The sequence below is a fragment of the Streptomyces sp. NPDC107454 genome (assembly GCF_055582885.1).
In genome coordinates, this window is record NZ_JBVJPA010000017.1 from 152,911 (window position 1) to 173,598 (window position 20,688).

Consider the following 20,688-nt stretch of genomic DNA (forward strand, 5'->3'; position numbering starts at 1 on the left):
GACGACGTCGCCATGGCAGATCACCAGGAAGCATCCGTCACTCTGCCGAGCGATCCCGCCTCGGTCTCCGCGGCCCGGAAATTCGTCGCCGATGTGCTGGTCGAATGGGGCCTGCCGTGCGACGCCGAAGTCGCGGACACCGTACGCCTGATCGTGTCAGAACTAGCCACCAACGCCGTCCAGCACACGTTCGGGCAGTCGCCCACCTTCACGGTGGACGTCCGGCTCGACCGAGACGAACACCTGCGGATCGGCGTCACCGACAGCCATCCGCGCTTTCCCAAACGTCTGCCCGCCGCCGTCCAGCAGGACAACGGACGCGGCATGGTGATCATCCGCTGGCTGACCGCCGAATGCGGCGGCAGACTCGTCGTCCGGCCCACCCGCGAGGGTGGCAAGACGGTCGCCATCGAGCTGCCCTGGACGGTGCCGGCCCAGCCGGTGACGGCCGGTGGCCCACAAGAGCCCTGAGGGGCGGCTCAGTTGTGTGTCTGCCCCGTCCGGCGCTCGCGGCGGGGCCCGGAAGTTCTCGGTCACCGGCGCCGACCGGTCCCCGGTCCGGTGGACGACGGCGATCGTACGGCGCGGATCTTCGCTTTCGAGCGAGTCGAGGCCCGGTCCCGGCGACCGCGGCCCCACCGGAGCCGCCGCCGACCCGGCCACCATCTCCGGCGCGCCCGCCCGGTCCGCCCGGTCCGGCCGGTTCGGCCGGCGGCAGCCGGGACGAGCCGGCCGCCGCGGTTCGTGCCCGCGGGCGGTCCTGCGATGAGCGCGCTCACGGTTCTCGGTCCGGTGCTCCTTTCGGAGCCGTCGCTTCGCTGACGACGGCACGGTGCACCAGGCCGGGCAGGAGGCCCCACAGCGCCACACAGACGAGCAGGGTGCCCGCGCCCGAGGCGATCCCGGCGGCGCGTCCCAGCGCCACGTCCACGACGAGCAGTACCGATCCCGTCAGCGCCAGCATGAGCACGCCCATCCCGACCGTGGCCAGGACGGAGGAGACCCGCACGATGGCCGGCTTCGCGCCCTGCCGGAACAGCGACCTGTGCAGCGCGGCGGGCGCCGTGAAGAGCGCGGCGGCCACCACGGCCAGCAGGAGGGTGGTGACGTACGTGGCGCGCTGCACGGTGTCGAGGGACGGGAAGCGCGGGGTGAACGCCAGCGTCAGCAGGAACGCGAAGAGGATCTGCACACCGGTCTGCGTGACGCGCAGCTCCTGGAGCAGCTCGCCGAAGTTGCGATCGGCGCGCTCCAGGGACGTCTCGTTCCGTTCCTCGGGGGAAGGTCGCTCAGCCATGGTGAACGAGTAACCGGTTCGTCCGCCTTTCACGCCCGGGGGTGGAACCCCGAGGGGGTGCCGGCCGGCGGCACCCCCTCGGGCAGGTCAGCTGACCCGGCCGTACCAGACGCTCTTCGTCCAGATCTTCTGCAGCTTCACGACCTCCCCTGTCTTCGGGGAGTGCCAGATCTTTCCCTTCCCGGCGTAGATGCCGACGTGGTACACGTTCCGGCCCGAGTGGAAGAACACCAGGTCTCCGGCCTTGCGGTGGGACGCGGAGATGTGGTGCGTCTTGTTGTACTGCGCCGCGGCCGTACGAGGCAGCGTCTTGCCCGCCTTCTTGTACGAGTAGAGCGTGAGCCCGGAGCAGTCGAAGCGGCGTGGTCCGGCGGCGCCGTACTGGTACGGGGAGCCCTTCTTGGAAGCCGCGACCTGAAGTGCCCTCGTCGCCAGCGTGGCCGCTTCGGCGTCGGACGCGACGCCAGGAACCACGAGGCTGCCGCCCACGGCGGCAAGGGTGAGCGCCGAGGCCGTACCGGCCCGGGTCCACAGCGACGGGACACGATTGAGCGCAGTCATGCGCAACCCTTCGTCAGCCGCCTGTGAAGGATGACCTGTCGGATTCGGGCTGGCGAAGTAGCCCGGCCGCTTGCGCGGCTTCACCCCAAGGACCGCCCGGATCTCTCCGGCGACCCGTCTTGCTGGGTCCTCCACTCCTGCCGATGCACTTCTGTCGACCGGTCATCCGGGCAGCGGCAGGACTCGGCGTCCGCCCGGACCGCCCCGCCGCTGTGGCGGGGGCTTGTCGTCGGAAGGGATCTTCACGCATAGCGGTCAGAAAATCCGAGCGGAACCGGCGATTTGTGGCGTTACTCACCACTCACCCGTTCGGGTGGACGACCCTCTGTTCGGGCGATGTTGGGCACGCCGACGACGCGCCCACCAGCACCGGAGCGTCTCATTCCGCCTCTGGGCTACGCGCGTTGCGCAACTTTTTCGGTTCCCCGAAGGGGCCCCTGACTACTCCATCAGGGGGTACACCATCTGGTCCGTTTGAACCCCGGGCCGGACGCCTCGCCGACTCGGCGCGCACGGCGACCCGGGTGTGGGTGCGTCAGTTGTCGGCGTCGGGCGGCAGGGTGACGCGGGCCGCCCGCCGCTCACCGTCGAGGACGCGCAGGGCCTGCGCCAGCGTCGGCGCGTGCACCTCGCTCTCGCCGCGCTGGTGCATCAGCGCGAGGGCGTCCCGCAGCTCGGAGGCCTTGGCGACCAGCGCCTGGGCGGCACGCAGCCCGCGGTAGGTGTCTCCGGGCCTGGCCGGGTTGATACGGCCCAGCAGGTCGACCACGTCGAGGTAGCGGTCGATCAGCTCGGCCTCGGCGCGCGTCAGCGCGGGCAGCGGGGGCAGTTCGGGCACCATCGGCGGATCACCTCGCGTCGGGTGTGGCGTTCCTCGCACCGGGCGCGGTGCGCGAGGTCTTGCGGCTGGGGATGATCCCGTCCACCAGTCCGTACGCCAACGCGGCCTGAGCGTCCAGGATCTTGTCCCGCTCGATGTCGGCGGCGACCTGTTCAGGACTCTGCCCCGTGTGCCGTACGAGCATGTCCTCCAGCAGCTTCCGAGTGCGCATCAACTCCTCGGCCTGGAGGGCCAGATCGCTCGCCTGTCCCTGTACCGGCTCGGGAAGTGACGGCTGGTGGATCAGCACCCGGGCTCCCGGCAGTGCGAACCGCTTGCCCGGCGCGCCGCCGGCCAGCAGCACGGCGGCGGCCGACGCGGCCTGCCCCAGACAGGTGGTCTCCACGTCGCAACTGACGAACTGCATCGTGTCGTAGATCGCCGTCATCGCGCTGAACGAGCCGCCGGGGGAGTTGATGTACAGCGCGATGTCCTGGTCCGGCGCCAGGTATTCGAGGTGCATGAACTGCGCCATCACGTCGTTCGCCGAGGTGTCGTCGATCGGCGTCCCGAGGAACACGATCCGCTCGTCGAGCAGCTTCGAGTACGGATCCAGGGTCCGGTGCCCCATGCTCGTCCGTTCGGTGAACTCGGGCAGGACGTGACGGGCGGACGGTTCATTCATGGCACGCGCCTCCTGTGAAGGGTTCTGTAAAAAATGTACAGGACGTACAGATCGTGGGAGGGGTGCTCGGCTGACAGCGAAAATCCCGGTGCGCCGCCGGAGAAGAGGGTCGCCCGATCGTGCGCACGGTCGTTTTCGGTGGAGCTGAACGAGATCGTCCGCTCTGCGGGGGTGCCGGGGGCCCGGTCTAAGCTGGTGGGCATGGCCTACGAGATTCCGGTGACGCAAGCCAGGGCTGAGCTCGCCGATCTGATCAACCGGGTGGTGTACGGAGGCGAGCGCGTCGTGGTGACACGGCACGGCAAGCCCCTCGTCGCCCTGGTCTCCGCCGCCGACCTGGAGCGGCTCGAGGAACTCCCGGAGTCCGCCGACGAGCAGGTGGTCAGCTCCCTCTCCAGCGTCCGCGAGGTCGCGTCCGCCCCGCGTGAGCGCCAGCGCTTCGGCATCGCGGCGGAGCACCGGGGACACGGCGCCTCCTAGGGCCCTTCGGCGGCGACGGCGAGGGTGACGGCCGCGTCGCGGGCGGGCGGCCGTCGCGCCGTATACGGTCCGGCCCATGGCCTCGTCCCGGGCCGCGGCCTCGACGACGGCCCAGGAGCGTCCCCGTCGGTCATGTGTGGAGCACGGTGCGGTTAACGTCCTCGAAACGACGGCCAACTAGCGTGCCCATCCACGCCACCAGGGGTTTTGGTGGCAGCGGCCACCGGACCCCGCACGGTCCGGAGCGAGGACTGTGAGGTGGGACGCCGTGCAACTGACCCCGCACGAGCAAGAGAGGCTGCTGATCCATGTGGCCGCCGACGTGGCCGAGAAGCGACGGGCCCGCGGGCTCAAACTGAACCACCCCGAGGCGGTCGCCCTCATCACGTCGCACATCCTCGAAGGCGCGCGCGACGGCCGTACGGTCGCCGAGCTGATGTCCTCCGGACGCAAGATCCTCACCCGGGACGACGTCATGGAGGGCATCCCCGAGATGATCCACGACGTCCAGGTCGAGGCGACCTTCCCGGACGGCACCAAGCTCGTCACCGTCCACGACCCGATCGTCTGACGGGGGAGCGAGAGCCATGATTCCCGGAGAGATCCTGTTCGCCGATGGACCCGTCGCCTTCAACGAGGGCCGCGAGGTCACCCGGCTGACCGTCCTCAACGCCGCCGACCGGCCCGTCCAGGTCGGCTCCCACTACCACTTCGCCGAGGCCAACCCCGGTCTGGACTTCGACCGCGCCGCCGCGCGCGGCAAGCGGCTCAACGTCGCCGCCGGCACCGCCGTGCGCTTCGAGCCCGGGATCCCCGTCGACGTCGAACTCGTTCCGCTCACCGGCGCCCGTGTCGTGCCCGGCCTGCGCGGGGAGACCGGAGGTGCCCTCGATGCCTGAGCTCTCGCGCGCCGCGTACGCCGACCTGTTCGGCCCCACCACCGGCGATCGCATCCGGCTCGCCGACACCGACCTGCTGATCGAGATCGAGGAGGACCGTTCCGGCGGCCCCGGGCTCGCCGGTGACGAGGCCGTCTTCGGCGGTGGCAAGGTCATCCGCGAATCCATGGGCCAGGCGCGCGCCACGCGCGCGGAAGGCACCCCGGACACGGTCATCACCGGTGTCGTGATCGTCGACCACTGGGGGATCGTCAAGGCCGACATCGGCATCCGCGACGGCCGGATCACCGGCATCGGCAAGGCCGGCAACCCGGACACCATGGACGGGGTCCACCCCGACCTCGTCATCGGCCCCGAGACCGAGATCATCGCGGGCAACGGACGGATCGTCACCGCGGGTGCCATCGACGCGCACGTCCACCTGATCTGTCCGCAGATCGCCGACGAGGCGCTCGCCTCCGGCATCACGACGCTGGTCGGCGGCGGCACCGGTCCCGCCGAGGGCTCGAAGGCGACGACGGTCACTCCCGGCCCCTGGCACCTCGCCCGGATGCTGGAGGCGATGGAGCAGTACCCGCTCAACTTCGGTCTGCTCGGCAAGGGCAACACCGTCTCGCGCGACGCGATGCTGTCGCAGATCCGGGGCGGGGCGCTCGGTCTCAAGCTGCACGAGGACTGGGGCTCCACACCCGCCGTCATCGACGCCGCGCTGACCGTCGCCGACCGCACCGGTATCCAGGTCGCCATCCACACGGACACCCTGAACGAGGCCGGGTTCGTCGGCGACACGCTCGCCGCGATCGCCGGTCGTGGTATTCACGCGTACCACACCGAGGGTGCGGGCGGCGGGCACGCGCCGGACATCATGACCGTGGTCTCCGAGCCGCACATACTGCCCAGCTCCACCAACCCGACCCGGCCGTACACCGTCAACACCGCCGAGGAACACCTCGACATGCTGATGGTCTGTCACCACCTCAACGCGGCCGTCCCGGAGGACCTGGCCTTCGCCGAATCCCGCATCCGGCCCTCCACCATCGGGGCCGAGGACATCCTGCACGACCTGGGCGCCATCTCGATCATCTCGTCCGACGCGCAGGCGATGGGCCGGGTCGGCGAGGTCATCATGCGGACCTGGCAGACGGCCCATGTGATGAAGCGGCGGCGCGGCGCCCTCCCCGGTGACGGGCGCGCGGACAACCACCGCGTACGTCGCTATGTCGCCAAATACACGATCAACCCGGCGCTCGCGCAGGGTCTCGCCCGCGAGATCGGCTCCGTCGAGACCGGCAAGCTGGCCGACCTCGTCCTGTGGGAGCCCGCGTTCTTCGGGGTCAAGCCGCAGCTCGTCATCAAGGGCGGGCAGATCGCGTACGCGCAGATGGGCGACGCCAACGCGTCCATCCCGACACCGCAACCGATCCTGCCCCGGCCGATGTTCGGGGCGATCGGACGGGCACCCGCCTCGAACTCGTTCAACTTCGTGGCGCCGCTCGCCATCGAGGACGGACTGCCGGAACGGCTCTCGCTGGGGAAACGGTTCGTGGCGATCGACTCGACGCGTGGGGTGACCAAGGCCGACATGCGGGAGAACGACGCCCGGCCGCGCGTACGGGTCGATCCCGACAGCTTCGCCGTGCACATCGACGGGGAGCTGGTCGAGGCCACCCCGGCCTCCGAACTGCCCATGGCCCAGCGTTACTTCCTCTTCTGATGTCCCGCGCGGCACTACTCGTCCTGGCCGACGGCCGCTTCCCCGCCGGAGGGCACGCCCACTCCGGCGGGGCCGAGGCGGCGGTCAAGGCCGGGCGGATCAGCGGGGCGGCCGGCCTGGAGGACTTCTGCCGGGGGCGACTGCAGACGGCGGGGCTGGTGTCGGCCGCCCTGGCCGCGGCGGCCGCGCTCGGGGTCGATCCGGCGCTGCTGGACTCGGCCGCGGACGCGCGCACGCCGTCGCCCGCTCTGCGGGTCGCCGCGCGGCGGCTCGGGCGGCAGCTGATGCGGGCGGCTCGGGCGACCTGGCCGTCCGGGGAACTCGACGCGCTGGCGCGGGCCTTTCCCAAGGGAGCGCATCAGCCGGTCGTCCTGGGACTGGCGGCGCGGGCCGCCGGGCTCGGGCCCGAGGACGCCGCGTACTGCTGCGCGTACGAGAGCGTCAGTGGTCCGGCGACCGCGACCGTGCGCTTGCTGAGCCTTGATCCGTTCGACGCCACGGGGGTGCTGGCCCGGCTCGCGCCGGAGCTGGACGTCGTGGCGCGTGCGGCGGCCGACGCGGCGCGGAAGGCGGTCGACGGTGGGGTCGACGCGTTGCCGTCGGCGTCGGCGCCGTTGCTGGAGATCAGTGCGCAGGCGCATGCCGGTTGGGCTGTGCGGCTCTTCGCGTCGTAGGTGGATCGCCGCCCGTTCCCGCCTCCTGGGGGCTCCGCCCCCAAACCCCCGTACAGGCCTGAAAGACCACACCTCGGAGCCGCCATCATGCATCTCGACCACGATCACTCCCGCGACGGGGCCTCCGCCGTCGGTGCCGACGCTCGCCGGCCCGACGGTTCGCGGCGCGCTCTGCGCATCGGGCTCGGTGGGCCCGTCGGGTCCGGGAAGACGGCGACCGTCGCCGCGCTCTGCCGGGCGCTGCGGGAGGAGCTGTCGCTCGCGGTCGTCACGAACGACATCTACACACGGGAGGACGCCGAGTTCCTGCTGCGGGAGGCCGTGCTCCCGCCGGAGCGGATCACCGCCGTGGAGACGGGGGCGTGCCCGCACACCGCGATCCGGGACGACATCTCCGCGAACCTCGAAGCGGTGGAGGACCTGGAGGACGAGGTGGGGCCCTTGGACCTCATCCTCGTCGAGTCCGGGGGTGACAACCTCACCGCGACGTTCTCGAAGGGACTGGTGGACGCGCAGGTCTTCGTCATCGACGTGGCGGGCGGGGACGACATTCCGCGCAAGGGCGGGCCCGGCGTCACCACCGCCGACCTGCTCGTCGTCAACAAGACCGACCTCGCGCCGTACGTGGGGTCCGACCTGGGACGGATGGCCGCCGACGCCAAGGCGCAGCGGGCCGAACTGCCCGTCGTCTTCCAGTCGCTGCGGACCGAGGCCGGGGTGACGTCCGTCGCCGAGTGGGTGCGGGAGCGGCTGGCCGCGTGGACGGCATGACCACAGCGGGAGTGCGGGCCACCGCACGGATCGGGGCTCGGGCCGACGGGCGTGGTGGTACCGCGCTGCCCGTGCTGGAGGGAGAGGGGCCGCTCGCCCTGCGGCGCACCCGGGCGAGCGGGGACGAGGCACGCGTCATGCTCGTCGGGGCGATGAGCGGGCCGCTCGGCGGTGACCGCTTCGCCGTGGAGGCGGAGGTCGGGGAGGGAGCACGGCTGCACGTCGGATCGGCCGCCGCGACCATCGCCCTGCCGGGACAGGCCAAGGGCGAGGCCCGCTACGACATGCGGCTCGACGTGTCCTGCGGGGGTGAACTGCGCTGGCTGCCCGAGCAGTTGATCTCCGCCCAGGGAAGTGACCTGTATGTGTCCTCGCGCGTCGAGCTCCGCTCGGGCGCTCGGCTCGTCTTCCGGGAGGAGCAGGTACTCGGGCGCGTCGGCGAGCAACCCGGACGGCTCACCAGTCGTCTTACCGTACGGCTCGACGGACGGCCGCTGCTGGACCAGGAGCTGTCGTGCGGTCCCGGCGCACCCGGCGGCTGGGACGGTCCCGCGGGGCTCGGGGGACATCGGGCACTGGGTCAGCTCGTCGTCGTACGACCGGAGTTCGACAGTGAGCCGCCGCAGGCGCGGCTGTTGGGGGAGTACGCGGCTCTCATGCCGCTCGCCGGGCCCGCGGCCCTGGTGAGCGCCCTGGCGCCGGACGCGCTGCGACTGCGGCGCGTGCTGGACGAGGCCTTGCGCGCACTCGACCGATAAGTGCTCTCCGCTCAACGGGACTTGGTACTCCGGTTATCGGAATGGTAAAGAAGGCCGGTCGCCCCTGTTCTCAGGGACCTCACAGCAGAAAGGATCCCCGTACCAATCGCAACGATGTACGGGGAGGTCCCACTTGAGGGCTAAGAGACCGACGAGACGCCTGACCGCGTTCGCTTCGGCCGGAGCACTCGTCACGGCGACCCTGATAGCCGGAGCCGTCGCGGCGCCGTCGGCCACCGCCGACTCGCGTCACGGTCAGGACCGCGAGGCCCGCGGCGCGGCGATCGCCGCCGCCCGAGCCGCGAAGGCCGGGATCAACTGGCAGGACTGCCCTGCGGACTGGGGCTTCGAGAAGCCGATCCAGTGCGGCTGGGTCTCCGTCCCGCTCGACTACGCCCACCCCTACGGCAAGCAGATCAAGCTCGCCGTCGACCGTATCGGGAACACCGGGACCAAGGCGGAGCGCCAGGGCGCGCTCGTCTACAACCCGGGTGGCCCCGGCGGTTCGGGCATGCGCTTCCCGCGCCGCGTCACCACGAAGAACCCCCTGTGGGTGAACACCTCGAAGGCGTACGACTTCGTGGGCTTCGACCCGCGTGGTGTCGGCCACTCCGCCCCGATCTCCTGCATTGACCCTCAGGAGTTCGTGAAGGCGCCCAAGGCCGACCCGGTGCCGGACTCCGAGGCCGACAAGCGCGTTCAGCGCAAGCTTGCCGCCGCGTACGCGGACGGCTGCGCCAAGCGCAGCGGCAAGGCGATGCTGGCGCAGATGACCACGCCCAACACCGCCCGTGACCTGGATGTCATCCGGGCCGGACTCGGTGAGAAGAAGCTCAACTACCTGGGCGTCTCCTACGGCACCTACCTCGGCGCCGTCTACGGCACCCTGTTCCCGGGCCACGTCCGCCGCATGGTCGTCGACAGTGTCGTCAACCCGGCGAAGGAGAACATCTGGTACCAGGCGAACCTGGAGCAGGACATCGCCTTCGAGGGCCGCTGGAAGGACTGGGAGGACTGGGTCGCCAAGAACGACGCCGCCTTCCACCTCGGCGACACCCGCGCCAAGGTCCAGGACCAGTGGCTGAAGCTGCGTGCCACCGCGAAGAAGAGCCCGCTCGGTGGCGTCGTCGGCCCCGCCGAACTGATCTCCTTCTTCCAGAGCGCCCCGTACTACGACTCGTCGTGGGTGCCGGTCGCGACGGCGTTCAGCAAGTACGTCGCCGGTGACACCCAGGCACTCGTCGACGCCGCCGCCCCCGACATGTCCGACACCGCGGGCAACATCACCTCGGAGAACGGCAACGCCGTCTACACGGCCGTCGAGTGCACCGACGCCAAGTGGCCCACCAGCTGGTCGAAGTGGGACAAGGACAACACGAAGCTCAACAAGAGCTACCCGTTCATGACCTGGGCCAACGCGTGGATGAACCTGCCCTGCGCGACCTGGCCGGTCAAGCAGCAGACCCCGGTGAACGTCAAGACCGGCAAGGGTCTGCCCGCTGTCCTGATCGTGCAGTCCACGCGTGACGCCGCCACCCCGTACCCCGGCGCCGTCGAACTGCACAAGCGTTTCAAGGGCTCCCGCCTGATCACCGAGAACGGTGCGGGCTCGCACGGTGTGACCGGCCTGGTCAACCCGTGCATCAACACCCGGGTGGACTCCTACTTGCTCACGGGCAAGACGGACGCGGCCGATGTGACGTGCACCCCGCACGCCACGCCGACCCCGTAACACCCCACGCACAGCGGGGCGGCCGGATCCCCGGCCGCCCCTTTTGCCTGCGTGCCTCTCTCAACTCAACGGTATCCGGGGGAACTTGCGGGCCTGGGCCGCGACCTCGGCCGCCTCCTCCGCCTTGACCACGGCCGCGTACCGGTCGACGTACTCCTGCTCGGAGAGGGTGAGGATGGCGTACATGATCTCGTCGGTGACGGCGCGCAGAATGGCCTTCTCGTTCTCCATCCCGGCGTAGCGGGAGAAGTCGAGGGGCTTGCCGAAGCGGATCACCACGGGGTGGAGGCTCGGGATCTTCTGGCCCGGCGGCTGCGCCTCGAAGGTGCCGATCATGGCGCAGGGGATGACCGGAACCCCGGCCTTCAGTGCCATGACCGCGACGCCGACCTTGCCCTTGTAGAGGCGCCCGTCGTGCGAACGCGTCCCCTCCGGGTAGATGCCGAGCAGTTCGTCCTTGCGCAGCACGCCCAGTCCCTCGCGGATCGCGGCCTGGCCCGCGTCCTTGCCGGAGCGGTCCACCGGGATCTGCCCGGCGCTGCGGAAGAAGGCGGCCGTCAGCCGTCCCTTGATGCCGGGTCCCGTGAAGTACTCGGCCTTCGCCAGGAAGGTGATCCGCCGCTTCAGGATCGCGGGCATCAGGAAGTGGTCCGAGAACGAGAGATGGTTGCCGGCCACGATGGCGGGACCCGACGCCGGTATGTGCTCAAGGCCCTCGATCCGAGGCCGGAACACCAGCCTCAACAGTGGACCCAGAAGCACGTATTTGAGCACGTAGTAAAACACGGGTTCTCTCCAACTCTACCGAATCGGCTCTGGGGCCGCGTTCTTCCGGACTTCATCCCTGAGGATGCTCTACTGACCACGTGGGGGATAGGGGCCGCTCATGACGCTCGTCAAAGGCCGCGTGCCCGGTGGCGGCGTACCGCGTCGCGGTTGGCGCAGCGTGGGGAGCAGTACCGCTGCCGTCCGGTGCGGGAGGTATCGGCGAAGATCGTGGTGCACTCGCTCACGGCGCAGCGCCGGAGGCGGTGCATGCCCCGTCCGGTCAGGTGCAGTGCGGTACCCACGGCGATGAGTGAGAACAGTATGGAGCCGAGTGTCTGCCGGTCGTCGCGGAAGTGCAGGTGCCAGCCGCTGCCGGCGTGGTTGGTCATCCTCGGGTGGGCGGCGGCCGCCGCCAGCATCCGGTTGAGCAGCTCGGCGCGTTCCTGTTCGTCGGTGGCATCGACGACCTCCTCCCACGCCTCCAGCGCGTCCCGGGCGCGGTCGAGGTCCTGGGGAGTGGCCGGGTTCTCCAGCACCAGCCCGGCGGCGCGGCACCGCTCGGCGAGCTCCTCGGCGCCGGCCGGGCGGCGGTTGGCCAGATCGGCGGCCAGGTTCACGGCATCCTCGCCGTAAGGGTTGAGATGCATAAGACCATTACATCAGTCTGGTCGGCATGGGACAACGCAAAGGAAACGGGCCGGCCGTGCGGCAGGCGGTGGAGTACGACCTGGTGGAGCTCGTACGTCTGCGGGCCCTGCTGTTCGAGAACCTCGGCGGTCACTTCTTCAGCCCCGCGTCGGCGGACGACGACTGGCTGGACGCCCTGGCCGTGGTGCTGAAGGAACAGCTGACCGCGGATGCCGTGCGCATCCTCGTGGTGGACGGTGACAGCGACGGCGACGGCGACCGTGGCCTGGCCGCCTGTGGGATCGCCACCATCGAGCAGCGGCTGCCCGGCCCGCATCTGCGCAACGGCCGGATCGGGCACGTGATCGGCGTGGTCACCGACCCGTCGTACCGGCGCCGCGGTCACAGCCGCTCGATCATGCGGGGCCTGCTCGACTGGCTCGGGGAACGTGAGGTCGCCCGAGTGGATCTGTACGCCTCCGCCGAGGGCGAACCGCTGTACCGCGAACTCGGCTTCACCAACCACCCCGACCCCGCGCTGTACTGGCGCCCGTGAGCCACCGGCCGCCATGAGGGCGCGGGGCTTGTGGTGCGGCGGGTCGCCGGTGGGCCGGGAAAGCGGTGGGCGCGCTCTCCCGGCCCGTCGTACGAGCTCAGGACACGGACAGCGCCACGCGGACCGTCCGGGCCGCGGTGACCAGGTTGGGGCGCGCGGTGAGGCCGAGAGCGCGGGCTTGGCCCAACTCGGGCGCCAGGTAGTGGTGGTTGGTGTCGAACCACTTCGTCATCCGCCGCCGCCGCTGTCCCCAGCGTGCCGTACCCCCGCTCGGCCGGCGACTGAGAGTCGACGAGAACGACAGCACGTGCGTCCCGTACCCGGTGGTCGGCCCTTCGCCTCGAGGGCAACGGGGAGGCGCCCGGCGGGGACGCGAGCGTGTGAGTGCTCCGGCCGTCAGGTGTCGAAGCGGCGGCGGGCGGCCTCGATGTCGCTGAGGTACCGGCGGGTCCAGCCGCACATGGCATCGACCGTGGCGCGAAGGCCCTGGCCCGATGCGGTGAGGGTGTATTCGACCCGCGGCGGCACGGTGGGGTGCACGCGGCGCTCGATGAGGCCGTTGCGCTCCAGCATGCGCAGGTTCTGGGTGAGCATCTTGTGACTGATGCCCTCGATCTCGTTGCGCAGCTCGGTGAAGCGTAGGGTGCCTTCCCCGAGAGCCTCGATGATCAGGAACGCCCACTTGTTGGCGACGTCGGAGAAGATCTCCCGCGCCAATGAGTCCGCGCGCCTCAGGTCCGCGTCTTCGGGCGAGCCGCTGAACTGCTTGGTCGCCATAAGGTTCCCCAGTCACCGAAAAGTGCGTTCTTCCAGGTCAGTGGCCACTCTCCTACGATTCCTAAGTAACCGAAGGAGACCGGGGGGCCTCTTGGCTCGGTGGACGCGAGCTCATGGGCGCTCATGGCAAGGAGGTAGACAGCATGGCCATCACCCTGGGGAACCCCGGCGGACTGCCGAAGATCCCGGTGTACCGGCAGGTGGCGATCGTGACCGGGTCGAAGCTCGTCTCCATCGCCGGGCAGGTCGCCTGGGACACCGAGGGTCACGGTCGGCGAAGGTGACCTCGGCACCGTCCCGGCGCGGCCGCGCCGTCCGTCCGGTGCAGTCGGTGAACGGGCGGCGGCATCTCGGCGGGGGCACGGCGTGCCCACCGGGTCGGCTGCCGCCGCCGGCGTCCGGGGCCGGTGTCAGACCCCCTGTGACAGCACCTTCTCCAAGGCGCCCAGGGCGGAGTGGAGTTCCTCACCGGTGATGGTCAGCGGCGGGGCCAGCCGGATCGTGGATCCGTGGGTGTCCTTGACCAGAACTCCCTCGCGCATCAGGCCCTCGCTGATCTCGCGCCCGGTGCCGATGGCAGGGTCGATGTCGACGCCCGCCCAGAGCCCGCGAGAGCGGAAGCCCTCCACGCCCCGGCCCACGAGCGCCGTCAGACCGTCCCGCAGGACCACGCCCAACTCGGCCGCCCTGCTCTGGTATTCACCGGTCTCCAGGAGTCCTACGACCGCGGAGCCGACCGCCGCGGCCAGCGGATTGCCGCCGAAGGTCGAGCCGTGCTCACCGGGCCGCAGCACCCCGAGCACGTCCCGGCGGCCGACCACCGCCGACACCGGCACGATGCCGCCGCCGAGTGCCTTGCCCAGCAGGAGCAGGTCGGGGACGACCTCCTCGTGTTCCACGGCGAGCGTGGTGCCGGTGCGGCCCAGACCGGACTGGATCTCGTCCGCGATGAACAGACAGCCGGCGCGCCGGGTCAGCTCCCGGACACCGGCCAGGTAGCCGTCGTCCGGGATCACGACGCCCGCCTCGCCCTGGATGGGCTCGATCAGCACGGCCGCGGTCGTCTCGTCGACGGCCGCCTCCAGCGCGGCGAGGTCGTTGTACGGGACGACGCGGAAGCCCGGGGTGAAGGGGCCGAAGCCGGCGCGGGCCGTCTCGTCCGTCGAGAAGCTCACGATCGTCGTCGTACGGCCGTGGAAGTTGTCCGCGGCCACGACGATCGTCGCCCGGTCCGGTGCGACGCCCTTCACTTCGTACGCCCATTTGCGGGCCACCTTGATGGCGCTCTCCACCGCCTCCGCGCCCGTGTTCATCGGCAGGACCATGTCCAGGCCGGTCAACTCGGCCAGCGACTCGGCGAACTCGGCCAGCCGGTCGTTGTGGAAGGCGCGCGAGGTGAGCGTCAGCCGGTCCAGCTGACGGTGGGCCGCGTCGATCAGCACCGGGTTGCGGTGGCCGAAGTTGAGGGCCGAATAGCCCGCCAGCATGTCGAGGTAGCGGCGGCCCTCGACGTCCTCGACCCAGGTGCCCTCCGCGTGGGCGACGACCACGGGAAGCGGGTGGTAGTTGTGCGCGAGGACGGGCTCCTCGGCGCGGATCAGGTCGGCGGAGGAGCGCGGACCGGCGGCGGAGGACGCGAGCGTACGGGCGGGAGCGGTCATGAGCGGATCTCCTGGGTGCAGCACTTGATGCCACCGCCGGCCTTGTGGAACTCGGAGAGGTCGACGGGGACGGGGACGTAGCCGTGGCGGGCGAGCCGGTCGGCGAGGGCCTCGGCGCGCGGCGCGATGAACACGTGGCGGCCGTCGGAGACGGAGTTCAGGCCGAAGGTGAACGCGTCCTCACGGGTCGCGAGCACCGCGTCCGGGAAGAGCCGGGTCAGGACCTCGCGACTGCCGGGCGAGAACGCCTCCGGGTAGTACGCGATGTTGGCCTCGGGCCCGTCGTCCAGGACGAAGAGTGCCGTGTCCAGATGGTAGAAGCGCGGGTCCACCAGTTGGAGGCTGACCACCGGGACGCCGAAGAACTCCTGCACCTCGCGGTGCGCCTCCGGGGTCGTACGGAATCCGGTGCCGGCCAGTACGTACCTGCCCACCGGGACGAGGTCGCCCTCGCCCTCGCAGACGGATTCGGGACGGTAGACGTCGAAACCGGCCGCCTTGAACCAGGTCTCGTACGCGGTGGACTCGGGGCGGCGCTGCGGCGCGTGGAAGTACGAGCCGAAGACCCGGCCCGCCAGGACGAGCGCGGAGTTCGCCGCGAACACCATGTCCGGGAGGTCCGCCACGGGCTCCACGGTGTCCACGGTGTGGCCGTGGGCCCGGTAGGCGCCGATCAGCGCCGCCCACTGGTCACGGGCCAGATCGACGTCCACGTGGGCGTCGGGATGCATCCAGGGATTGATCGCGTACTGCACGGCGAAGTGTCTGGGTTCGCAGACGAGAAAGCGCCGAGGGCGCGGCACACGGCTGTCGGGCACAGAGAGGTTCCTCCGCTTCCTGCGGTGTCGACTGGGGGTGCCTCCAAGGTAGGAAACGGGGGATACGGGGGACAAGCGACGAGAGCTGCGTATGTGCGCAGCATCGCTGCGTAATCGCTCAGGTCAACGCAGGTTTGATGCGTCCTGCGCATCCTGTGGGGCCGCGTGGGTGGCGCCCGCCTCCGGGGCCTCCGGCAGCAGATGCGACAGCACCATGTAGCTGATCGTCTTCCGGATGAAGGGTTCGGTGCGGATCCGCTCCAGCACCTCCTCGAAGTGGTCCACATCCGTGGCCCGCACATGGAGCAGCGCGTCCGCGCCGCCCGTCACCGTCATGGCCGCGGTGATCTCCGGATGGTTGCGGACCACCTCCGCGAGCCGCCGGGGCGGCGCCGCGCCCTCGCAGTACACCTCGACGTACGCCTCGGTGCGCCAGCCGAGCGCCGTCGGCTTCACCGTGGCCGTGAACCCGGTGATCACACCGGTCTCGCGCAGCCGGTCTACACGGCGCTTGACCGCGGTCGCCGACAGTCCGATCGCCGTGCCGATCTCGGCGAAGCTCGTCCGGGCGTTGGCCATCAGGGCCGTGATGATCTTGCGGTCGAGTTCGTCGAACATCGCGGGCTTGCTGTTCATGGCGGCACTGTATCCAGCGACAACGTCCACGCAACCAGCGACAACGTCCGCATCTCCAGCGACGACGTCCACGTCCCGCACATGTCCAGGCATGCCGATCGCTCCTACACTCCACTGTCATGCTGCGCGCGCTCGCCGTCGACGACGAACAACCGTCCCTCGAGGAACTCCTCTACCTCCTGAACGCCGATCCCCGGATCTCCAGCGCCGAGGGCGCGAGCGACGCGACCGAGGCGCTGCGCCGGATCAACCGGGCCCTGGAATCCGGACCCGGCGGGTCCGAAGCCATCGACGTCGTCTTCCTCGACATCCACATGCCCGGACTCGACGGGCTCGACCTCGCCCGGCTGCTCACCGGCTTCGCCTCACCGCCGCTCGTCGTGTTCGTCACCGCCCACGAGGGCTTCGCCGTCCAGGCCTTCGACCTCAAGGCCGTCGACTACGTCCTCAAGCCGGTACGGCGGGAACGGCTGGCCGAAGCCGTCCGACGGGCCGCCCAACTCCAGGACACCGCACCGCGGATACCCGTCCACGAGCCCGATCCGGACCACATATCCGTCGAACTCGGCGGCGTCACCCGCTTCGTGGCCGTCGAGGACATCACCCACGTCGAAGCACACGGCGACTACGCACGTCTGCACACCGCCCAGGGCAGCCATCTCGTCCGCATCCCGCTCTCCACCCTGGAGGAACGCTGGCGCTCACGCGGCTTCGTCCGCATCCACCGGCGCCATCTCGTCGCCCTGCGCCACATCGGCGAACTCCGCCTGGACGCGGGCACCGTGAGCGTCCTCGTCGACTCCGTCGAACTCCAGGTCAGCCGTCGGCACGCCCGCGAACTGCGCGATCTGCTGATGCGCCGGACCACGAGCTGAGAGGGGGAGACGGCGTGCCGCAGGACCCGACCGAACGCCGGGTGGTCGTCACCGGGGTACCCCGGCGCACCCGCCGCACCTCCGGCTACTACCGGCCCAGGACCGAGATCGACGAACAGACCACGCTCGGCCACACCTACGTCCGCTCCCTGATGCGCAGTCAACTCCGCACCGCACTGGTCGTGTTCGCCGTACTGGTCCTGCTGGTCGGGCCACTGCCCCTGGTCTTCGCCGCGATGCCGGACGGCGCGAGCCTGGAGTGGGCCGTGCTCGGCTTCTGCGTCTACCCACCCCTGGTCCTGCTCGCCCGCTGGTACGTGCGGCGCGCGGAGCGCAACGAGAAGGACTTCGTGCGCCTGGTCGAGGACCGCTGAGCCGTGAATCAGAACTACGCCGTCCCCGCCGTCGCCCTCGTCGTCGTGGCGACCGTCCTGGTCGGCGCGTTCGGCTTGCGCATCTCCCGGACGACCTCCGACTTCTACGTCGCCTCACGTACCGTGGGCCCCCGGCTCAACGCGGCCGCGATCAGCGGCGAGTACCTCTCCGCCGCCTCCTTCCTCGGCATCGCGGGCCTCGTCCTCGTCCAGGGCCCCGACATGCTCTGGTACCCCGTCGGCTACACGGCCGGCTATCTCGTGCTGCTCCTGTTCGTCGCGGCCCCGCTGCGCCGCTCCGGCGCGTACACCCTGCCCGACTTCGCGGAGGCACGCCTCGGCTCACCGGCCGTGCGACGCCTCGCCGGTGCCTTCGTGGTCGGGGTCGGCTGGCTGTATCTGATGCCCCAACTGCAAGGGGCCGGGCTGACGTTGGCCGTCCTGACCGACGCGCCCGACTGGTTCGGCGGGGTGCTCGTCGCGGTCGTCGTGGTCGCCACCGTCGCCGCCGGAGGCATGCGCAGCATCACCTTCGTGCAGGCCTTCCAGTACTGGCTCAAGCTCACCGCCCTCCTGGTCCCCGCACTCTTCCTGGTCCTCGCCTGGCAGGCCGACGGCGCCCCGCGCCAGGCCTTCGCCGAACCCGCGACCTTCCGCGAGCAGCGCGTCGTGCGCATCGACGCCGGCCTCGACCTGCGGCTCTCGGCCCCGCTGGGCGTCACGGTCACCGGCAAGGTCGACGGCCACCGCTACGACGGCGAGCGGCTGCGACTTCCCGCGGGCGTCCACCACATCGAGCGCGGCACCCGGCTGACCTTCGCCAAGGGTGACCCCGTCCCGGCCGCCGACCGGGGCAGCAACGGCGGCATGTCGACCTCGCTCGCGGCGGGCCGCGAGGAACGCCCGCTGTACGCCACGTACGGACTGATCCTCGCCACCTTCCTCGGCACGATGGGACTTCCGCACGTCGTCGTCCGCTTCTACACCAGCCCGCACGGCGTCGCGGCCCGCCGCACCACGGTCGCCGTCCTCGGCCTGATCGGCGCGTTCTACCTGCTGCCGCCCGTCTACGGGGCACTCGGCCGCCTGTACGCCCCCGAACTGAGCCTCACCGGGAACGCCGACGCCGCCGTCCTGCTGCTGCCCGACCGCGTGATCGGCGGGCTCGGCGCGGATCTCCTGGGCGCGCTCGTGGCGGGCGGGGCCTTCGCGGCGTTCCTGTCGACCGCGTCCGGACTGACCATGGCGGTGGCCGGGGTGCTCACCCAGGACGTGCTGCCCTCGCGCGGCGTACGCCACTTCCGGCTGGGCACCGTACTCGCCATGGTGGTACCCCTCGCGGCGAGCGTGATCGTCGGCGGACTGCCCGTCGCCGACGCCGTCGGACTCGCCTTCGCCGTGTCCGCGTCCTCCTTCTGCCCGCTGCTCGTCCTCGGCATCTGGTGGCGGCGGCTGACCCCGCCGGGCGCGGCCGCCGGAATGCTCGTCGGCGGCGGCGCCGCCTTCGTCGCCGTCGCCGCGACCATGGCGGGCTATCCGGGCTCGGGCGCGCTGCACGCACTGCTCGCGTGGCCCGCGCTCTGGTCGGTGCCGCTCGGGTTCCTCACCATGATCCTGGTGTCGCTGGCCACGGCCGGACGGGTGCCGGCCGGGACGGCGGCGATCCTGGCCCGGTTCCACCTGCCGGAAGAACTGGCCGGAGGAGACAGGCGTGCGGACGCCGACGCACGCGGGGAGGCCAAGGCATGAGCGGATCGTCGAGCGGGGCGGTGACGGCATGAGCGGATTCCTGGCGGGCCTCTGCGTCGCCGTGCTCCCGCTGCTCGCCGCCGGTTTCTGGCTCGGCAGGCGTACCGCGCGGCCCGAGAACCTCGGCGGCCTCGGCACCCCCGTCGAACACGCCACCTTCGAGACCCTGCACACCGCCTCGCTGGCCGCGCCCCCACTGCGCGCGGGCCTCACCGGCGAGACCGCCGGCAAGTCCGCCCGACGACTGCGCACCCTGCTCGGCACGGACGCCCTGTGCCTCACCGACCAGGACACCGTCCTCGCCTGGGACGGCCTGGGGGAGCACCACCGCACCGAGATCATGGAACGGCTCGGCAGCCCCCTGGAGACCGGCCGCGGCGAGGCCTTCCGGCTGAAGTGCGACGAGCCCGACTGCTCCCTGCGCTGGGCCGTCGTCGCACCGCTCACCGTCGACGACCGCGTCCACGGAGCGCTCGTCGCCTGCGCGCCCCGCGAGTCCGCCGTCCTCGTCCGGGCCGCGGGTGAGGTCGCCCGCTGGGTCTCCGTGCAACTGGAACTCGCCGACCTCGACCAGTCCCGCACCCGTCTGATCGAGGCCGAGATCAAGGCCTTGCGCGCCCAGATCTCCCCGCACTTCATCTTCAACTCGCTCGCGGTGATCGCCTCGTTCGTCCGCACCGACCCCGAGCGCGCCCGCGAACTGCTCCTGGAATTCGCCGACTTCACGCGCTACTCGTTCCGCAGGCACGGCGACTTCACCACCCTCGCCGACGAACTGCACGCCATCGACCACTACTTGGCGCTGGTCAGAGCCCGCTTCGGCGACCGCCTCTCGGTCACCCTGCAGATCGCCCCCGAGGTGCTGCCGGTCGCGCTGCCCTTCCTCTGTCTCCAGCCCCTCGTGGAGAACGCCGTCAAACACGGGCTGGAGGGCAAGGCGGACAAGCCGAACAAGAGCCACATCAGCATCACCGCCCAGGACGCGGGCGCCGAGGCGCTGGTCGTGATCGAGGACAACGGCACCGGAATGGACCCCGACCGGCTGCGCCGCATCCTCGCCGGGGAGGTGAGCCCCTCCGGCGGCATCGGACTGTCCAACGTCGACGACCGGCTCCGCCAGGTGTACGGGGACGAGTACGGCCTCGTCATCGAGACCGCGGTGGGAGCGGGCATGAAGATCACCGCCCGGCTGCCCAAGTACCAGCCGGGGGTGCACTCGGCGGGACCGCTGCCCAGGCAGTGACAGTGACCCGCGCGCGGTCAGGCGTTGCGTGAGGCGACCATGCCGACCGTGAGCAGACCGAGTACCACCCAGCCGAACCACAGCCAGCCGTTGCTGCCGAGCGCCACCGTGTAGGCCGTCACCATGACGAGTCCGCCGACGGTGAGCACCCCCATCGCCTTCGTCGAACCGGGCATCGCAGTACACCCTTCTCCCGGCGGGGTCCGCGACGCG

At 70.7% G+C, this 20,688-nt stretch carries 26 protein-coding genes, 2 pseudogenes and 1 riboswitch; of the genes and pseudogenes, 16 read left to right on the forward strand and 12 right to left on the reverse strand.

Annotated features, from left to right (window positions below):
* Nucleotides 1-12: 12 nt before the first annotated feature.
* On the forward strand, nucleotides 13-471 hold the full coding sequence (locus ACZ69M_RS38180) for an ATP-binding protein (protein WP_470057293.1): 459 nt from the start codon (nucleotides 13-15) through the stop codon (nucleotides 469-471).
* Nucleotides 472-775: 304 nt separating this feature from the next.
* Here ACZ69M_RS38180 and ACZ69M_RS38185 read toward each other — a convergent pair whose 3' ends face one another.
* From ACZ69M_RS38185 to ACZ69M_RS38200, 4 genes are all read right to left on the reverse strand, one after another.
* Nucleotides 776-1,297 carry a DUF6328 family protein gene (locus ACZ69M_RS38185; protein ID WP_470057295.1) on the reverse strand — a complete coding sequence of 174 codons (522 nt, stop codon included), beginning with the start codon at nucleotides 1,295-1,297 and terminating at the stop codon, nucleotides 776-778.
* Between the two features lie 87 nt (nucleotides 1,298-1,384).
* The gene (locus ACZ69M_RS38190) at nucleotides 1,385-1,858 is read right to left on the reverse strand and encodes a C40 family peptidase (protein WP_351610425.1); all 474 of its coding nucleotides are present in this window, start codon (nucleotides 1,856-1,858) and stop codon (nucleotides 1,385-1,387) included.
* Between the two features lie 3 nt (nucleotides 1,859-1,861).
* Nucleotides 1,862-2,016, reverse strand: a riboswitch (cyclic di-AMP (ydaO/yuaA leader).
* A 377-nt stretch (nucleotides 2,017-2,393) separates the two neighbouring features.
* Nucleotides 2,394-2,699: a hypothetical protein gene (locus tag ACZ69M_RS38195; protein ID WP_470057297.1), complete on the reverse strand. Its 306-nt coding sequence runs from the start codon at nucleotides 2,697-2,699 to the stop codon at nucleotides 2,394-2,396.
* Between the two features lie 7 nt (nucleotides 2,700-2,706).
* The gene (locus ACZ69M_RS38200) at nucleotides 2,707-3,363 is read right to left on the reverse strand and encodes an ATP-dependent Clp protease proteolytic subunit (protein ID WP_470057299.1); all 657 of its coding nucleotides are present in this window, start codon (nucleotides 3,361-3,363) and stop codon (nucleotides 2,707-2,709) included.
* A 201-nt stretch (nucleotides 3,364-3,564) separates the two neighbouring features.
* Here ACZ69M_RS38200 and ACZ69M_RS38205 point away from each other — a divergent pair, with 201 nt between their 5' ends.
* From ACZ69M_RS38205 to ACZ69M_RS38240, 8 genes are all read left to right on the forward strand, one after another.
* On the forward strand, nucleotides 3,565-3,843 hold the full coding sequence (locus ACZ69M_RS38205; RefSeq protein WP_060902456.1) for a type II toxin-antitoxin system Phd/YefM family antitoxin: 279 nt from the start codon (nucleotides 3,565-3,567) through the stop codon (nucleotides 3,841-3,843).
* Between the two features lie 268 nt (nucleotides 3,844-4,111).
* Entirely contained in the window at nucleotides 4,112-4,414 is a 303-nt protein-coding gene (locus ACZ69M_RS38210; protein ID WP_054229180.1) for an urease subunit gamma, read from the forward strand.
* A 16-nt stretch (nucleotides 4,415-4,430) separates the two neighbouring features.
* On the forward strand, nucleotides 4,431-4,742 hold the full coding sequence (locus ACZ69M_RS38215; protein WP_054228979.1) for an urease subunit beta: 312 nt from the start codon (nucleotides 4,431-4,433) through the stop codon (nucleotides 4,740-4,742).
* Nucleotides 4,735-6,456: an urease subunit alpha gene (locus ACZ69M_RS38220; RefSeq protein WP_470057302.1), complete on the forward strand. Its 1,722-nt coding sequence runs from the start codon at nucleotides 4,735-4,737 to the stop codon at nucleotides 6,454-6,456. The genes ACZ69M_RS38215 and ACZ69M_RS38220 overlap by 8 nt, the downstream gene beginning before the upstream one ends.
* Nucleotides 6,456-7,130 (forward strand): urease accessory protein UreF, encoded by a 675-nt coding sequence (locus ACZ69M_RS38225; protein WP_470057304.1) that lies wholly within the window; start codon nucleotides 6,456-6,458, stop codon nucleotides 7,128-7,130. Before ACZ69M_RS38220 ends, ACZ69M_RS38225 begins: the two co-directional genes overlap by 1 nt.
* Nucleotides 7,131-7,217: 87 nt before the next feature.
* Nucleotides 7,218-7,901 carry an urease accessory protein UreG gene (gene ureG, locus ACZ69M_RS38230; RefSeq protein ID WP_470057306.1) on the forward strand — a complete coding sequence of 228 codons (684 nt, stop codon included), beginning with the start codon at nucleotides 7,218-7,220 and terminating at the stop codon, nucleotides 7,899-7,901.
* Nucleotides 7,898-8,659, forward strand: coding sequence for an urease accessory protein UreD (locus tag ACZ69M_RS38235; RefSeq protein WP_470057308.1), 762 nt, complete (start codon nucleotides 7,898-7,900; stop codon nucleotides 8,657-8,659). Before ureG ends, ACZ69M_RS38235 begins: the two co-directional genes overlap by 4 nt.
* Before the next feature lie 133 nt (nucleotides 8,660-8,792).
* A complete protein-coding gene (locus ACZ69M_RS38240) occupies nucleotides 8,793-10,391 on the forward strand; it encodes an alpha/beta hydrolase (RefSeq protein WP_470057310.1) in 1,599 nt (532 codons plus the stop codon).
* Between the two features lie 60 nt (nucleotides 10,392-10,451).
* On the opposite strand, the gene ACZ69M_RS38245 is transcribed toward ACZ69M_RS38240, so the two are convergent.
* On the reverse strand, nucleotides 10,452-11,177 hold the full coding sequence (locus ACZ69M_RS38245) for a lysophospholipid acyltransferase family protein (RefSeq protein ID WP_352046705.1): 726 nt from the start codon (nucleotides 11,175-11,177) through the stop codon (nucleotides 10,452-10,454).
* 110 nt (nucleotides 11,178-11,287) lie between these two features.
* Complete coding sequence (locus tag ACZ69M_RS38250; RefSeq protein ID WP_470057312.1) at nucleotides 11,288-11,806, reverse strand: CGNR zinc finger domain-containing protein; 519 nt, start codon at nucleotides 11,804-11,806, stop codon at nucleotides 11,288-11,290.
* A 26-nt stretch (nucleotides 11,807-11,832) separates the two neighbouring features.
* On the opposite strand from ACZ69M_RS38250, the gene ACZ69M_RS38255 reads away from it, so the two are divergent.
* Nucleotides 11,833-12,342 carry a GNAT family N-acetyltransferase gene (locus tag ACZ69M_RS38255; protein ID WP_470057314.1) on the forward strand — a complete coding sequence of 170 codons (510 nt, stop codon included), beginning with the start codon at nucleotides 11,833-11,835 and terminating at the stop codon, nucleotides 12,340-12,342.
* A gap of 97 nt (nucleotides 12,343-12,439) precedes the next feature.
* On the opposite strand, the gene ACZ69M_RS38260 is transcribed toward ACZ69M_RS38255, so the two are convergent.
* Entirely contained in the window at nucleotides 12,440-12,574 is a 135-nt protein-coding gene (locus ACZ69M_RS38260; protein ID WP_470057316.1) for a hypothetical protein, read from the reverse strand.
* 4 nt (nucleotides 12,575-12,578) lie between these two features.
* Between ACZ69M_RS38260 and ACZ69M_RS38265 the strand changes: the two are divergent.
* Nucleotides 12,579-12,680: pseudogene (locus tag ACZ69M_RS38265) on the forward strand (short-chain fatty acyl-CoA regulator family protein); the annotation flags it as partial.
* Between the two features lie 58 nt (nucleotides 12,681-12,738).
* On the opposite strand, the gene ACZ69M_RS38270 reads toward ACZ69M_RS38265, so the two are convergent.
* Nucleotides 12,739-13,119 (reverse strand): winged helix-turn-helix transcriptional regulator, encoded by a 381-nt coding sequence (locus ACZ69M_RS38270; protein WP_470057318.1) that lies wholly within the window; start codon nucleotides 13,117-13,119, stop codon nucleotides 12,739-12,741.
* Between the two features lie 143 nt (nucleotides 13,120-13,262).
* On the opposite strand from ACZ69M_RS38270, the pseudogene ACZ69M_RS38275 reads away from it, so the two are divergent.
* Nucleotides 13,263-13,407, forward strand: a pseudogene (locus ACZ69M_RS38275) (RidA family protein); the annotation flags it as partial.
* Between the two features lie 122 nt (nucleotides 13,408-13,529).
* Here ACZ69M_RS38275 and rocD read toward each other — a convergent pair.
* The 3 genes from rocD to ACZ69M_RS38290 form a co-directional block, all read right to left on the reverse strand.
* Nucleotides 13,530-14,780, reverse strand: a complete 1,251-nt coding sequence (gene rocD / locus ACZ69M_RS38280) for an ornithine--oxo-acid transaminase (protein ID WP_470057320.1) — start codon at nucleotides 14,778-14,780, stop codon at nucleotides 13,530-13,532.
* On the reverse strand, nucleotides 14,777-15,598 hold the full coding sequence (gene ddaH, locus ACZ69M_RS38285; RefSeq protein WP_352046715.1) for a dimethylargininase: 822 nt from the start codon (nucleotides 15,596-15,598) through the stop codon (nucleotides 14,777-14,779). The genes rocD and ddaH overlap by 4 nt, the downstream gene beginning before the upstream one ends.
* 123 nt (nucleotides 15,599-15,721) lie before the next feature.
* Nucleotides 15,722-16,234 carry an Lrp/AsnC family transcriptional regulator gene (locus tag ACZ69M_RS38290; RefSeq protein ID WP_266580697.1) on the reverse strand — a complete coding sequence of 171 codons (513 nt, stop codon included), beginning with the start codon at nucleotides 16,232-16,234 and terminating at the stop codon, nucleotides 15,722-15,724.
* Nucleotides 16,235-16,353: 119 nt separating this feature from the next.
* Here ACZ69M_RS38290 and ACZ69M_RS38295 point away from each other — a divergent pair, with 119 nt between their 5' ends.
* From ACZ69M_RS38295 to ACZ69M_RS38310, 4 genes are read left to right on the forward strand one after another with little or no spacing between them, the layout of a single operon-like run.
* The gene (locus ACZ69M_RS38295; protein WP_470057323.1) at nucleotides 16,354-17,109 is read left to right on the forward strand and encodes a LytR/AlgR family response regulator transcription factor; all 756 of its coding nucleotides are present in this window, start codon (nucleotides 16,354-16,356) and stop codon (nucleotides 17,107-17,109) included.
* A 14-nt stretch (nucleotides 17,110-17,123) separates the two neighbouring features.
* A complete protein-coding gene (locus tag ACZ69M_RS38300; RefSeq protein WP_352046716.1) occupies nucleotides 17,124-17,483 on the forward strand; it encodes a hypothetical protein in 360 nt (119 codons plus the stop codon).
* 3 nt (nucleotides 17,484-17,486) lie between these two features.
* Nucleotides 17,487-19,232: a sodium/solute symporter gene (locus ACZ69M_RS38305; RefSeq protein WP_470057325.1), complete on the forward strand. Its 1,746-nt coding sequence runs from the start codon at nucleotides 17,487-17,489 to the stop codon at nucleotides 19,230-19,232.
* Nucleotides 19,233-19,260: 28 nt separating this feature from the next.
* A complete protein-coding gene (locus tag ACZ69M_RS38310) occupies nucleotides 19,261-20,475 on the forward strand; it encodes a sensor histidine kinase (RefSeq protein WP_470057327.1) in 1,215 nt (404 codons plus the stop codon).
* 17 nt (nucleotides 20,476-20,492) lie between these two features.
* Here ACZ69M_RS38310 and ACZ69M_RS38315 read toward each other — a convergent pair whose 3' ends face one another.
* Nucleotides 20,493-20,651, reverse strand: a complete 159-nt coding sequence (locus ACZ69M_RS38315; protein WP_352046719.1) for a hypothetical protein — start codon at nucleotides 20,649-20,651, stop codon at nucleotides 20,493-20,495.
* Nucleotides 20,652-20,688: the final 37 nt, after the last annotated feature.

Coding starts and splice junctions, on each gene's coding strand:
- ACZ69M_RS38180 (WP_470057293.1), top strand. CDS start 13: ATGGCAGATCACCAGGAAGCATCCGTCACTCTGCCGAGCGATCCCGCC.
- ACZ69M_RS38185 (WP_470057295.1), bottom strand. CDS start 1,297: ATGGCTGAGCGACCTTCCCCCGAGGAACGGAACGAGACGTCCCTGGAG.
- ACZ69M_RS38190 (WP_351610425.1), bottom strand. CDS start 1,858: ATGACTGCGCTCAATCGTGTCCCGTCGCTGTGGACCCGGGCCGGTACG.
- ACZ69M_RS38195 (WP_470057297.1), bottom strand. CDS start 2,699: ATGGTGCCCGAACTGCCCCCGCTGCCCGCGCTGACGCGCGCCGAGGCC.
- ACZ69M_RS38200 (WP_470057299.1), bottom strand. CDS start 3,363: ATGAATGAACCGTCCGCCCGTCACGTCCTGCCCGAGTTCACCGAACGG.
- ACZ69M_RS38205 (WP_060902456.1), top strand. CDS start 3,565: ATGGCCTACGAGATTCCGGTGACGCAAGCCAGGGCTGAGCTCGCCGAT.
- ACZ69M_RS38215 (WP_054228979.1), top strand. CDS start 4,431: ATGATTCCCGGAGAGATCCTGTTCGCCGATGGACCCGTCGCCTTCAAC.
- ACZ69M_RS38220 (WP_470057302.1), top strand. CDS start 4,735: ATGCCTGAGCTCTCGCGCGCCGCGTACGCCGACCTGTTCGGCCCCACC.
- ACZ69M_RS38225 (WP_470057304.1), top strand. CDS start 6,456: ATGTCCCGCGCGGCACTACTCGTCCTGGCCGACGGCCGCTTCCCCGCC.
- ureG (WP_470057306.1), top strand. CDS start 7,218: ATGCATCTCGACCACGATCACTCCCGCGACGGGGCCTCCGCCGTCGGT.
- ACZ69M_RS38235 (WP_470057308.1), top strand. CDS start 7,898: ATGACCACAGCGGGAGTGCGGGCCACCGCACGGATCGGGGCTCGGGCC.
- ACZ69M_RS38250 (WP_470057312.1), bottom strand. CDS start 11,806: ATGCATCTCAACCCTTACGGCGAGGATGCCGTGAACCTGGCCGCCGAT.
- ACZ69M_RS38255 (WP_470057314.1), top strand. CDS start 11,833: ATGGGACAACGCAAAGGAAACGGGCCGGCCGTGCGGCAGGCGGTGGAG.
- ACZ69M_RS38260 (WP_470057316.1), bottom strand. CDS start 12,574: ATGACGAAGTGGTTCGACACCAACCACCACTACCTGGCGCCCGAGTTG.
- ACZ69M_RS38270 (WP_470057318.1), bottom strand. CDS start 13,119: ATGGCGACCAAGCAGTTCAGCGGCTCGCCCGAAGACGCGGACCTGAGG.
- rocD (WP_470057320.1), bottom strand. CDS start 14,780: ATGACCGCTCCCGCCCGTACGCTCGCGTCCTCCGCCGCCGGTCCGCGC.
- ACZ69M_RS38290 (WP_266580697.1), bottom strand. CDS start 16,234: ATGAACAGCAAGCCCGCGATGTTCGACGAACTCGACCGCAAGATCATC.
- ACZ69M_RS38295 (WP_470057323.1), top strand. CDS start 16,354: ATGCTGCGCGCGCTCGCCGTCGACGACGAACAACCGTCCCTCGAGGAA.
- ACZ69M_RS38310 (WP_470057327.1), top strand. CDS start 19,261: ATGAGCGGATTCCTGGCGGGCCTCTGCGTCGCCGTGCTCCCGCTGCTC.
- ACZ69M_RS38315 (WP_352046719.1), bottom strand. CDS start 20,651: ATGCCCGGTTCGACGAAGGCGATGGGGGTGCTCACCGTCGGCGGACTC.